The 12,297-nt window shown below is 66.1% G+C and carries 12 protein-coding genes and 1 tRNA gene; 6 read left to right on the top strand and 7 right to left on the bottom strand.

All coding sequences use genetic code 11. From position 1 onward, the window contains the following. Window positions 1-59: 59 nt before the first annotated feature. Window positions 60-2,684 (top strand): DNA topoisomerase III, encoded by a 2,625-nt coding sequence (locus FOZ70_RS26860; RefSeq protein WP_219707213.1) that lies wholly within the window; start codon window positions 60-62, stop codon window positions 2,682-2,684. Between the two features lie 139 nt (window positions 2,685-2,823). Here FOZ70_RS26860 and FOZ70_RS26855 read toward each other — a convergent pair whose 3' ends face one another. Further along, window positions 2,824-3,873, bottom strand: a complete 1,050-nt coding sequence (locus FOZ70_RS26855; protein WP_021159861.1) for a LysR family transcriptional regulator — start codon at window positions 3,871-3,873, stop codon at window positions 2,824-2,826. Between the two features lie 426 nt (window positions 3,874-4,299). Between FOZ70_RS26855 and FOZ70_RS26850 the strand changes: the two genes are divergently transcribed. Beyond that, the gene (locus FOZ70_RS26850) at window positions 4,300-5,313 is read left to right on the top strand and encodes a D-2-hydroxyacid dehydrogenase family protein (protein ID WP_021159860.1); all 1,014 of its coding nucleotides are present in this window, start codon (window positions 4,300-4,302) and stop codon (window positions 5,311-5,313) included. A 47-nt stretch (window positions 5,314-5,360) separates the two neighbouring features. On the opposite strand, the gene FOZ70_RS26845 is transcribed toward FOZ70_RS26850, so the two are convergent. Continuing rightward, a complete protein-coding gene (locus FOZ70_RS26845) occupies window positions 5,361-6,227 on the bottom strand; it encodes a patatin-like phospholipase family protein (RefSeq protein ID WP_219707212.1) in 867 nt (288 codons plus the stop codon). 8 nt (window positions 6,228-6,235) lie between these two features. Further along, on the bottom strand, window positions 6,236-6,640 hold the full coding sequence (locus tag FOZ70_RS26840) for a PaaI family thioesterase (protein ID WP_027785770.1): 405 nt from the start codon (window positions 6,638-6,640) through the stop codon (window positions 6,236-6,238). 190 nt (window positions 6,641-6,830) lie between these two features. Here FOZ70_RS26840 and FOZ70_RS26835 point away from each other — a divergent pair. Together FOZ70_RS26835 and FOZ70_RS26830 are read left to right on the top strand one after the other, a co-directional pair. Continuing rightward, a tRNA-Lys gene (locus FOZ70_RS26835) sits at window positions 6,831-6,906 on the top strand. Window positions 6,907-7,270: 364 nt separating this feature from the next. Next, window positions 7,271-8,176 carry a DUF3592 domain-containing protein gene (locus tag FOZ70_RS26830; protein WP_021158339.1) on the top strand — a complete coding sequence of 302 codons (906 nt, stop codon included), beginning with the start codon at window positions 7,271-7,273 and terminating at the stop codon, window positions 8,174-8,176. 54 nt (window positions 8,177-8,230) lie between these two features. Here the strand turns inward: FOZ70_RS26830 and FOZ70_RS26825 are convergent, their stop codons facing one another. Next, a complete protein-coding gene (locus tag FOZ70_RS26825) occupies window positions 8,231-8,845 on the bottom strand; it encodes a CGNR zinc finger domain-containing protein (protein ID WP_219707210.1) in 615 nt (204 codons plus the stop codon). Between the two features lie 81 nt (window positions 8,846-8,926). Between FOZ70_RS26825 and FOZ70_RS26820 the strand changes: the two genes are divergently transcribed. Further along, window positions 8,927-9,742: an alpha/beta hydrolase gene (locus FOZ70_RS26820; protein ID WP_219707209.1), complete on the top strand. Its 816-nt coding sequence runs from the start codon at window positions 8,927-8,929 to the stop codon at window positions 9,740-9,742. A gap of 37 nt (window positions 9,743-9,779) precedes the next feature. On the opposite strand, the gene FOZ70_RS26815 is transcribed toward FOZ70_RS26820, so the two are convergent. From FOZ70_RS26815 to FOZ70_RS26805, 3 genes are read right to left on the bottom strand one after another with little or no spacing between them, the layout of a single operon-like run. Continuing rightward, window positions 9,780-10,538 (bottom strand): amino acid ABC transporter ATP-binding protein, encoded by a 759-nt coding sequence (locus tag FOZ70_RS26815; RefSeq protein WP_059554777.1) that lies wholly within the window; start codon window positions 10,536-10,538, stop codon window positions 9,780-9,782. Next, window positions 10,535-11,215, bottom strand: coding sequence for an amino acid ABC transporter permease (locus FOZ70_RS26810; RefSeq protein WP_027788824.1), 681 nt, complete (start codon window positions 11,213-11,215; stop codon window positions 10,535-10,537). Before FOZ70_RS26810 ends, FOZ70_RS26815 begins: the two co-directional genes overlap by 4 nt. A 14-nt stretch (window positions 11,216-11,229) precedes the next feature. Next, complete coding sequence (locus tag FOZ70_RS26805) at window positions 11,230-12,012, bottom strand: amino acid ABC transporter substrate-binding protein (RefSeq protein WP_059812464.1); 783 nt, start codon at window positions 12,010-12,012, stop codon at window positions 11,230-11,232. An 18-nt stretch (window positions 12,013-12,030) separates the two neighbouring features. Here FOZ70_RS26805 and FOZ70_RS26800 point away from each other — a divergent pair. After that, on the top strand, window positions 12,031-12,297 hold a 267-nt coding region (locus FOZ70_RS26800), incomplete at its 3' end, for a hypothetical protein (protein WP_219707208.1).

The raw sequence follows: 12,297 nt of genomic DNA, 5'->3' as shown, positions 1-12,297 counted from the left end.
AAAGCGGTCGTTAAAGGGCCCCACAACCGGCGAACCCGGTCTACCAACACACACCTGTCATGTCCAAAGCACTGATCATTGCGGAAAAGCCTTCTGTCGCGAACGACATCGCACGCGCTTTGGGCGGCTTTACCAAGCATGACGAGTATTACGAGAGCGACGATTTCGTCCTTTCGTCCGCTGTCGGCCACTTGCTGGAAATCGCCGCCCCGGAAGAGTACGAGGTCAAGCGCGGGAAATGGAGCTTCGCGCATCTGCCCGTCATCCCCCCGCATTTCGACCTGAACCCGATCGCAAAAAGCGAGTCGCGCCTCAAGGTGCTCACGAAGCTGATGAAGCGCAAGGACGTCGACCGCCTGATCAACGCATGTGACGCGGGGCGCGAGGGCGAGCTGATTTTCCGACTGATCGCGCAGCACGCGAAGGCGAAGCAGCCGGTTCAGCGCCTGTGGCTGCAGTCGATGACCCCGCAGGCGATCCGCGACGGCTTCGCGAACCTGCGCAGCGACACCGACATGCAACCGCTCGCCGACGCCGCACGCTGCCGCTCGGAAGCCGACTGGCTCGTCGGGATCAACGGCACCCGCGCGATGACCGCGTTCAACAGCAAGGGCGGCGGCTTCTTCCTGACGACAGTTGGCCGCGTACAGACGCCAACGCTGTCGATCGTCGTCGAACGCGAAGAGAAAATCCGCCGCTTCATCCCGCGCGACTACTGGGAAGTGAAGGCGGAATTCGCGTGCGCGGGCGGCTTCTACGAAGGCAAGTGGTTCGACCCGAAATTCAAGCGCGACGAATTCGATCCGGAAAAGCGCGACTCCCGCCTGTGGAGCCTGCCGGCTGCCGAAACGATCGTCGCCGCGTGCCGCGACCAGGTCGGCACGGTCTCGGAGGAATCGAAGCCGTCGACACAACTGTCGCCGCTGCTGTTCGACCTGACGAGCCTGCAGCGCGAAGCGAACAGCCGCTTCGGATTCTCCGCGAAGAACACGCTCGGTCTCGCGCAGGCGCTGTATGAAAAGCACAAGGTGCTGACCTACCCGCGTACCGACGCGCGCGCGCTGCCGGAAGACTATCTGTCGACGGTCCAGTCCACGCTCGAGATGCTCAAGGAGAGCAACAACTACCTGCCGCATGCGAAGCAGGTGCTCGACAAGGGCTGGGTGAAGCCGAACAAGCGCATCTTCGACAACTCGAAGATCAGCGACCACTTCGCAATCATCCCGACGCTGCAGGCGCCGAAGTCTCTGTCCGAGCCGGAGCAGAAGCTGTACGACATGGTCGTGAAGCGCTTCCTCGCCGTGTTCTTCCCGGCCGCCGAATTCCGTGTCACGACGCGGATCACCGAAGTCGCCGGCCATCACTTCAAGACCGAGGGCAAGGTGCTCGTCGAGCCGGGCTGGCTGCAGGTGTACGGCCGCGACGCCGAAGGCGCGGATGCGAACCTCGTGCCGGTGCAGAAGGACGAGAAGGTGAAGACGGACGAAATCGCCGCCGTCGCGCTCGTCACGAAGCCGCCCGCACGCTATTCGGAAGCGACGCTGCTGTCCGCGATGGAAGGCGCGGGCAAGCTCGTCGAGGACGACGAACTGCGCGAAGCCATGGCCGCGAAGGGCCTCGGCACGCCGGCCACGCGTGCGGCGATCATCGAAGGCCTGCTCGGCGAAAAGTACCTCGTGCGTGAAGGCCGCGAACTGATCCCGACCGCGAAGGCGTTCCAGCTGATGACGCTGCTGCGCGGCCTCGGCGTGAAGGAACTGACCGCGCCGGAGCTCACCGGCGAATGGGAATACAAGCTGTCGCAGATGGAGCGCGGCAACCTCGGGCGCGACGCCTTCATGCAGGAAATCGCCCGCATGACGCAGCAGATCGTCAAGCGCGCGAAGGAATACGATTCCGACACGATCCCCGGCGATTACGCGACGCTCGAGACGCCGTGCCCGAACTGCGGCGGCCAGGTGAAGGAAAACTACCGCCGCTTCGCGTGCACGAAGTGCGAGTTCTCGATCTCGAAGATCCCGGGCAGCCGGCAGTTCGAGATCGCGGAAGTCGAGGAACTGCTGCGGGAAAAGACGATCGGCCCGCTTTCCGGATTCCGCAGCAAGATGGGTCGCCCGTTCTCGGCGATCCTGAAGCTCTCGTTCGATGACGAGACGAAGAACTACAAGCTCGAGTTCGATTTCGGCCAGGATACGGGCGGCGAGGAAGGCGAGGCGCCCGACTTCTCCACGCAGGAACCGGTCGGCGCGTGCCCGAAGTGCAAGGGCCGCGTGTTCGAGCACGGGATGAGCTACGTGTGCGAGCACTCGGTGGCCAACCCGAAGACGTGCGACTTCCGCTCGGGCAAGGTGATCCTGCAGCAGGAAATCTCGCGCGAGCAGATGGGCAAGCTGTTGGCCGACGGCCGCACGGATCTGCTGCCGAACTTCAAGTCGTCGCGCACCGGCCGCAACTTCAAGGCGTTCCTCGTGAAGCAGCCGGACGGCAAGATCGGCTTCGAGTTCGAGAAGAAGGAACCGAAAGCCGCCGCTGCGAAGAAGACTGCGAAATCGGCGACGAAGGATGCCGAAACCGTGACGGAGGGTGCAGAAGAGAAACCGGCACCGGCTCGCAAGACCGCCGCGAAGACTGCCGCCACCAAGACGGCGACTCGCAAGACGACGACCCGCAAGACGGGCTCGTAACAGCCTGGACTGGACGCCCGGGCGGGCTTTCTCCCGGCGCGTCCTGCTTCGGCAGGCAGCCATAAAAAAACGCGGATCGACTGCTCGATCCGCGTTTTTTCTTTGTGCCGGCGGTAACCGACGCCGGGCCGTCGCGCCGTTACAGCGGCGACGGCGCCGCGACGCGCGTGCGCGGCGAACGCGGCAGGCGCGGCGACAGGTTCGGGTCGGCCGATTCCGGTTGCTCGGCACGCGTCTCGACACCGATCGGCGCGAGCGCGGAGCTCTGCGCGGCCCATTGCTCACCCATCGTCGCGTCGGTCGAGTGGCTGAAGTGCTCGACGAGGTGGTCGATGAACGTGCGCACCTTCGCGGGCAGATGGCGCCGGCTCGGGTAAGCGATGTTGATCTCGACCTGCGGCAGCCGGAAATCCGGCAGCAACCGCACGAGCGCACCGCGCGCGATATCGCTGCCGATCAAGTAGCTCGGCAGGATCGCGACACCCATCCCGAGCAGCGCGAACTGGCGCAGCATCGCGGTGTTGTTCGCAACGATCACGTTGGTCGGGCGCACGCGCACTTCGCCGTCCGGCCCCGTGAACACACGCTCGTCGCCCCAGTATTCGGTCGGCAGGCTCAGGCTCGGATGCTCGGCGAGATGCTCCGGATGAGTCGGCACGCCGTGCTTCTCCAGATAGCTCGGCGTTGCGCACACGGTCATGCAGCCGGTGGTCAGGCGCCGCGTGACGATGCTCGCGCTGCGCATCTGGCGCGTGACGACGATGCCGACATCGAAACCTTCCTCGACCAGATCGACCTGCCGGTCGACCAGCGTGAGATCCGGCACCACTTTCGGGAAATTCTCCGTGTACGACTGCAACACGGGCGCGAGGTTATGCAGGCCGAACACGACCGGCGCGACGATGCGCAGCGTGCCGACCGGCTCGTGATTGCGTGCGACGACCATCTGCTCGACGTCTTCCAGCTCATCGAGGATCTGGCGGGCACGCTCCAGATAGACCTGACCTGACTCGGTCAGGGAAAGGCTGCGCGTGGTGCGGTTCAGCAAACGCGTGCCGAGCCTGCCCTCCAGATCGGCGACGTGACGCGTCGCGACCGCGTTGGAGATATCCATTGCACTCGCGGCCCGCGCGAAACTGCCGAGATCTGCAACCTTGACGAACACGCGCATCGACTGCAAATGATCCATAAACGACTCCTGCCGCTGTTACAACTTCAAAAAGATGAAGCAAATGCGTAATTCTCCTACGACAGCGGAAATGATGCAGAGTTGCTCAACAAGGCCCCGGTTGACGATAAAAATAGTCAAAAATCCTCGCCCCCTGCGGATAGTTGATCCAATTATTCCGATTGGGACAACAATTGGGTGAACCTCGTCGTGTAAGCGGCCGAATCAGGAAGGACGTATTTGATGCGACACAACAGCGCACCCTTCTGCCCTGCCCGCGAGCGGCGCCGGGTCAGGCCGCCGCCAATTGCGGCGGAGCGTAACAACCTGTTAAAAAGACACCACGAAGGCGGCTGACATAGCATCATGTCGGCCCCGGCCGGGCGGGACGGGTGCGCGAGGTGCGCCGCCGCCGCCGCCGCTTTCAACGCGCGACACCCGCTCATCATGAAAATTGCCATCCTCGACGACTACCAGGACGCCGTCCGCAAGCTGAACTGCTTCGAGATGCTTGCCGGCCACGACGTGAAGGTCTTCAACAATACGGTGCGCGGATTGGGACAACTCGCCAGCCGTCTGGCGGAAGTCGAGGCGCTCGTGCTGATTCGCGAACGGACCCCGATTTCGTCGCAACTGCTCGCAAAGCTGCCGAACCTGCGCATGATCAGCCAGACCGGCCGCGTGTCGAGCCACATCGACCTCGAAGCCTGTACCGACCGCGGCATCGCGGTGCTCGAAGGCACGGGCTCGCCGGTCGCCCCCGCCGAGCTGACCTGGGCGCTCGTGATGGCCGCCCAGCGCCGCATTCCTCAGTACGTCGCGAACCTGAAGCAGGGCGCCTGGCAGCAGTCGGGCCTGAAGACGTCGGCCATGCCGCCGAACTTCGGCCTCGGCCAGGTACTGCGCGGCCAGACGCTCGGCATCTGGGGCTACGGCAAGATCGGCCGGCTCGTCGCCGGCTACGGCAAGGCGTTCGGGATGAACGTGCTGATCTGGGGCCGCGAGCATTCGCTCGAGGCCGCGCGCGCCGACGGCTATACGGCCGCCGAAAGCCGCGAAGCGCTGTTCGAGCAGAGCGACGTGCTGTCGCTGCACCTGCGCATGCATGACGACACGCGCGGGATCGTGAAGCAGGAAGACCTGATGCGGATGAAGCCGACGTCGCTGCTCGTCAACACGAGCCGCGCCGAACTGCTCGAGGACAACGCACTGGTCAACGCGCTGTCGCACAACCGTCCGGGGATGGTCGCGATCGACGTGTTCGAGAGCGAGCCGATCCTGCAGGGCTACAGCCTGCTGCGAATGGAAAACGTGATCTGCACGCCGCACATCGGCTACGTCGAGCGCGAAAGCTACGAGCTCTACTTCAGCGCGGCGTTCCGCAACATCCTCGCGTTCGACGACGGCGACATGTCGAGCGTCGCCAACCCGGAAGCGCTGACGCCGATCCGCAAGCGCTGACCGCGCGGGCTGCGCACGCCGCAGCCCCGCTCCTCCATTCCCGATCGTCAGGCGGCCACGCGGCCGCCCGTCATCGCATCGACGCGCGTAAGGAAATGCTCGCCGTCGCGCCGACCGAGATCGTACGCATGCCGCATCTGCGACGGGCTCGTGTAATCCCAACTCGAAATCGGCACCTTGCTCGAAGGCTGGACGTACAGCCGACGCTGCTCGCCATGCGCGACCGTGAACATCTGCGGGCGCGGATACAGCCGCGTGACGAGCACCAGCACGTCGCCCGGCGTCGGGTCGAGCGCGTCGACCGGCACGTTGTCGACCATCCCGCCGTCGAGCACCGGCCGGCCGCCGCGGCGCAGCACCGGCGTGAACGGCGGCGTGCAGGACGACTGCAGGATCAGGTCGGCGAGTTCCTCGACTTGCGTGCAGGCCTGCGCACGCACGAATTCGGGCCGAAAGCCGAGCGTGCGCCCGAGCGTCGGGTGCAGCGTCTTGCGCACGTACTTCTCGATGTTGTACGCGACGAGACCGGCGGCGACTGCGCTGCGCGCACCGAGCCAGCGCGGCACATGCGACACGCCGATGCGAATCTCCGGCGCCGCGGCAAGCTTCGCGAACGGTTCGCCGTAGATGTCGAGCAGCGCCTGACGGTAAATCCGGTAATGCGGAAACACGGGCTCGCGCCCGAACAGGTTGCCCCAGTACGCGTTCTTCCGGTTGTGGCGCAGCGCCTCTTCGTAATAGCGCATCACCCAGGCGGCGTCGCGTGTATACAGCATGCAGGCAGTTGCCGCGCCGGCCGAGATACCGGTGATCACGCGCGGGCGCAGGCCGAGCGCCGGCTGTGCGACGTCCCAGAAGCCGGCCTGCCACCAGCAGCGATTGCCGCCACCCGCAAAGACGAGCTGGTCGAACATCGCGCCGCTCAGCTGACGAGCGCGTAGGTCGACGTCGCGTGAACGGCCATCTTGCCGTCTTCGTCGAACAGCTCGACTTCGCCGAATACGAGATTGCGGCCCATCCGCAGCACGCGCGCGGTGACGAGCACGTCGCCCTTGCGCACGGGACGCATGAAGTTCGTGTTCAACGATACGGTCGTCATCGGCCGGAACTCGCCGAGCGCGGCCGAGATCGCGACCACCATCGCGGTATCGGCGGCCGCCGTGAACACCTGGCCGCAGATCACACCGCCGGAATGGCGGAATTCGCCGGAAAACGGCAGGCGCAGCGTGACGCTGTCGTCGCCGATCGACACGGGGACCAGACCGAGCGAGCGGACCCAGGGGGCCAGCAGGCGATCCAGCAATTCGCGGACTGCGTTTTCGTCCATCTTCGAAAGCCCAGAAAGCGTTGCGCGACCGCCGCGCAACACGTGTGGCGTCATCATACCGGGAGCACGAAAACTGCGATCGCTCGTTATCGGACCGGCAGCCACCGTTGGCGTGACGAAATATTCTCAGGAAATTTGCAGAAAGGACTTGCCAAGCCTGAAATGCTCGTGCATAATCTTTCTTCTGTTGGGGGCGTTAGCTCAGTTGGTAGAGCAGCGGACTCTTAATCCGTAGGTCGAGTGTTCGAGTCACTCACGCCCCACCAGGAATTTCAAAGGCCGGTCAGCGCAAGCTGACCGGCCTTTTCCGTTTACACCTGCCGCTTTCCTGCCGTTTTTCATTCACGCCGCGTCGCTTCGCGTTGCGCGCCCCTCGCGGTACGCGAGCGCACCCATCTTCCGCATCGTTTCCGCTAGAATCGTCCGACAAATATCACACGACCGGCGCAGGCACTGTCGTTCGCCCGCCGGCACTGAGAGAGCATGGGACGTCAGACATGGAAGCATGTGAACGGGACGCGACCATTCAGAGGGCCTGGTTGCGCCGATATCGGCCGGTTCGGCGGGTCGCGCCATCCCCCCGATCAAGCCGGAATCCGCGGTGCGCAGCACAACGAAACGGATCCGGTCATGCCGGGTAGGGACGCACTCGTCGCGATGGCGCTCGGCGTCGTGCTGCTCGTACTGGCCGGCATGCTCGCCGTGACGGCCGGGCAGGCGACCGGCCAGCTGGTCCGCGCACCGGGCACGGTCGTGCGCATCGTGCAGGACAGCGACGCGATGCGCGCGTACCGGCCGATCGTCGCGTACCTCGCGAACGACGGCCAGCGCCGCGAAGTCGCCGGCAATACCGCATCGACCGTCCCCGCCTACGACATCGGCGAGAACGTCGAGGTATGGCTCGACCCCGGCCACCCCGAACGCCCCGCGCTGATCGACGATTTCGCGCAACGCTGGTTTCCGGCGATCGTGCCGGCGCTGCTCGCCATCGCATCGTTCGCGATCGGCGGCCTGCTGATCGCCGGCGAGCGCCGCCGCCGGTCGTCCGCCCCGCCGCCGGTCCGCCGCGCCCGCAAGCACGTGCGCAGCCGCTGGGATATCGCGATCGTGCTGATTCCGATCGCGATCGGCACGGGCTTCATCGCCGGCGCCGGTGCGGCCGGCCTGCGCCAGTGGCAGGTCATCCACCACTATGCGCGTTCCACCGGCCATGTCGTCGAGATCGCGAAAAACGCGCACTCGCCCCGCGCGCGCACGTCGCTGTATTCGGCGATCGTCGCGTTCACGACCGACAGCGGACGCCAGATCAGGTTCGCGCAGGGTTCGGCGTCGTCGCATCCGGGCCTGCACGAAGGCGAAGCGGTCAACGTGCTGTACGACCCCGTCACACCCGAGCGCGCGGTGGTCGACCGCTTCTGGGATCACTGGGGCCTCACGGCCATCCTGTTCGCGATCGGCGCGCCGTTCCTCGCGGCCGGGCTGTTCATCGCCGCGACGCTGTGGCCGGAACATCCGCCGCACGAAACCGCGCCATGACGTTCGCGTGCCGCCCGTGCACCGCGCGGCAAGACGACCGGCTCGGCGCGCACGTCACCGCTCCCTGAACGCCTCCACTTTCGCGCGGTTCCCGCAGGTGCGCATGTCGCACCAGCGCCGCCCGACGCCGCGCCCGCGATCGACGAAGAACCACGTGCAACGGCCGCACTGGCGCACGCGCGCAAAATCGTCGCTGCGCAGCAGATGCTCGAACCCGAGTGCGGCCGCGTCGACCCAGCGCGACGCGACGCGCGCGTCGGGCCGCCACGCGAACCGGCCGTCGACCGCATCGAACGCGCTGCGCCCGATCGCCTCGCGGATCGCAACGGCGAGCCGGCCCGCCGCGCGCGCGCCGGCAGTGCCGCCGCCGCCGGCCGTCAGGTGCGCGATCGCGCTGTAAGCCTCCTCGCGAAAGCGATGCAGCGCGATCAGCGCGTCGGCGTCGTCCTGCCGCGCATGACGCCGAAGCCGCGCCAGATCGGCCGGCGCCAGCAACCCCGAGCGCTCCGCCCACGCATGCACGGCCGGCCAGTCGACGAACTTGTCCGCGTCGCGCGTCTTGCCCGTGTCGGCCACCGTGTTGAGGAAGTCGAGCGCCGGATGGCCGCCGACGAAATCGGCTGCCCCCCATTCATGCGCATGTCGCACGGGTTCGTGTCGAGTAACCATTTATTTTCACCTATCGGTTTCACACCCGGACGATCCGGAGTAACCTGTTAACAACCAAAACAGGTTAGCACGGAGATGCCGATGCTCGAACTCGCCAACCGCTTCACCTTCGAAGGCCACCGGATTGCCTGGGGAACGTTCGGCGAAGGGCCGCCGCTCGTGCTCGTGCACGGCACGCCGTTTTCGTCGCAGGTGTGGCGGCGGATTGCACCGTGGCTCGCGCGCCGTCATCGCGTGTTCTTCTACGACCTGCTCGGCTACGGTCAATCCGACATGCCGGATGCGGACGTGTCGCTCGGCCGCCAGAACGCGCTGTTCGGCGCGATGCTCGACGAGTGGAACATTTCGCGACCGCGCGTGCTCGCGCACGACTACGGCGGCGCCACCGTGCTGCGCGCGCACTTCCTCGACGGCGTCGCCTATGCGGATCTCACGCTCGTGAACCCGGTCGCGATCGCGCCGCAGGGTTCGCCGTTCGTGCGCCACGTCGCGCAGCACGAAGCCGCCTTCACCGGATTGCCCGCGTATGCGCATCACGCACTCGTGTCGGCCTATCTCGGCAACGCCGTCGCCCGGCCGCTGAGCGACGACGCGCTGTCGATCTACCGCGCGCCGTGGCTCACGCCAGCCGGCCAGGCCGCGTTCTATCGCCAGATCGCGCAGATGCGCCAGCACTACATCGAGGAAGCCGAGGCCCGTTACGCGCCGCCGGACTTTCCGGTGCGCATCGTGTGGGGCGAGGACGACGCGTGGATTCCGCTCGAACAGGGGCAGGCGCTGGCCGATCGCATCGCCGGCGGCCAGCTGATCACGGTGCCGCGCGCGGGCCACCTGGTGCAGGAAGATGCGCCGGAAGCGATCGTCGCGGCGGTGCTCGACCGGCCCGGGAAAGGTTGACGCCGCCTGTACCGGGTGCCGCTTGTCGCGTGCCGCGTCAGAACACCGGCACGCCCTGCGCGAGCGTCGAGATGAACTTCGCGGTGCGCGGATCGCGCGGGCCGCCGAACAGGTCGCGTGATGCACCGGCCTCGACCACGCGCCCTTCCGCGAGAAACACCGCGTCGTGCGCGATCGACGCGGCCAGGCGCAGGTCGTGCGTCGCCATCAGCATCGTCGTGCCTTCGCGCGCGAGCTGGCGCAGCACCTCGACGACTTCGACGGACAGCTCCGGATCGAGTGCCGACGTCGGCTCGTCGCACAGCAGCACCTGCGGCGACGGTGCAAGCGCACGTGCGATCGCGACGCGTTGCTGCTGGCCGCCCGACAGCGTGCCGGGCCACGCGTCGGCCTTGTTCGCGATGCCGACCTTCTCGAGCAGCGCGAGCGCGCGTTCGCGGGCCCGCTCGCGCGACCAGCGCTGCACGGTGACGAGCCCTTCCATCACGTTCTGCACGACGCTCAGGTGCGGAAACAGCTGAAAGTTCTGGAACACCATGCCGGTCTGTCGACGCACCGCGAACACGGCGTCGCGCGCCGGCCGGTGCGCCGGCGAGAAGTCGATGCGGGCGTCGCCGACCGTCAGCGCACCTGCCTCGGGTACTTCGAGCAGGTTCACGCAACGCAGCAGCGTGCTCTTGCCGCTGCCGGACGGCCCGATCAGCGCCGTCACGCTGCCGGGCTGCAAGGCGAGGTCGATCCCGTGCAACACGCGCTGCGTGCCGAACGACTTGTCGATGCGTTCGAGCCGGATCATCGCAACTCCGCCTGGAACAGTGCGTGACGGCCGAAGCGGGTTTCGAGGCGACGCTGCAGCGTGGACAGCACCGAACTGAGCAGCAGATAGATCAGCGCGGCCTCCGTATAGAGGATCATCGGTTCGTAGGTCACGGCCGCGATCCGCTGCGCGGCCTGGAAGATCTCCGGCACGGTCAGCACGGCCGCGAGCGACGTGTCCTTCACCAGCGAAATGAACGAATTCGACAAAGCCGGCAGCGCGACGCGCGCGGCCTGCGGCAGGATCGCGCGGCGCAGCGCCTGCGGGCGCGTCATCGCCATCGAGTACGCGGCCTCCCACTGCCCCTTCGGAATCGATTCGATCACGCCGCGGATCACCTCCGCGTTGTACGCGCCGACGTTCAGCGAGAAGCCGATCACGGCGGCCGTCAGCGGATCGAGCACGATGCCGACGCTCGGCAGGCCGTAGAAGATCACGAACAGCTGCACGAGCAGCGGCGAGCCGCGAAACAGCCAGATGTAGAACCGCACGGCGGCCTGCGCCCAGCGCGGCCCGAACAGCCGCACGAGCGCCGCGCCGAACGCGAGCAGCAGGCCGATCGCGAACGACGCGAGCGTGAGCGGAACCGTGAACACGAGCCCCGCGACGAGCAGGGGCTTCAGCGATTCCGCCATCAGGTGAAGCCAGGCCGGCATCGTTCAGCCTCGCGTTACGGCTGCGACACGTCGCGGCCGAAATACTTCTGCGAGATCTTCGCGTAGGTGCCGTCGGCCTTGATGTCCGCGAGCGCCTTGTCGATCGCGGCCACCAGCGCGGGGCTGCCCTTGCGCAGCAGCACGCCGGACGCGTCGCCCGCGCCGCTCGTGTCGGTCGCCGCGATCTTCAGTTTCGCGTCGGGCTTGTGCTTGCGGAAATCGAGGTACGACAGCGAATCGTTGATCGTCGCATCGACGCGGCCCGAGCTCAGCAGGTCGATCGATTCGTTGAAACCCTGCACCGGCACGACGTCCGCGCCATGCGCGGCCGCGAGCTTGCCGAAATTGCTGGTGAGCGTGTTCGCGGACTTCTTGCCCTTCAGGTCGTCGAACGAGCGGATCGTCGTGTTGTCCGCGCGCACGATCAGCACCGCGCGCGACGTGATGTACGGCGTGGAGAAATCGTATTTCGCCTTGCGCGCGTCGGTGATCGACACTTCGTTGACGACCGCGTCGTAGCGGTTCACGTCGAGGCCGGCGATCAACCCGTCCCACTTGCCTTCGACGAACTGCGGTTTCACGCCGAGACGCTGCGCGATCGCGGTCGCGATGTCGACGTCGAAGCCCGTCAGCTTGCCGGTCTCGTCGTGGTACGTGAACGGCGCGTACGTCCCTTCGGTGCCGACCCGGAACACGCCGGACGACTTGATCTGCGACAGGTCGTCGGCAGCCAGTGCGCTCGTGACCGAAACGGCCTGCAGCATGGCGACGACCAGGATGGAGCGAAGGATTTTCATGGTGCGGACCCCGAATGATTGGAGGGAATGATCCCGCGGCACGCGCGTGCCGTTCGAGAAGTCCGCGAATTCTACCGACGCGTCGAGGCACGGCAAAAACGCAAATCGGCTATCGATATGAGCCGATCGAATAACGCGTCGATCAACGCTCGGACTGACGCGCGCACCGGCCGCGAAACCGGTGCGCGCGGATTACACAACGCTTACCACGGCAGCGAATACGTCTTCGTATTCGTGAAGCTCTTCATCGCTTCCTGCACGCCCTCCTTGTACCCCAGCCCCGAA

The sequence above is a fragment of the Burkholderia sp. COPS genome (assembly GCF_019425585.1).
Taxonomy (GTDB): Bacteria; Pseudomonadota; Gammaproteobacteria; order Burkholderiales; family Burkholderiaceae; genus Burkholderia; species Burkholderia cepacia.
The sequence above is the reverse complement of the archived record's forward strand: the minus strand, read 5'-3'. Positions and strand labels throughout refer to the sequence as shown.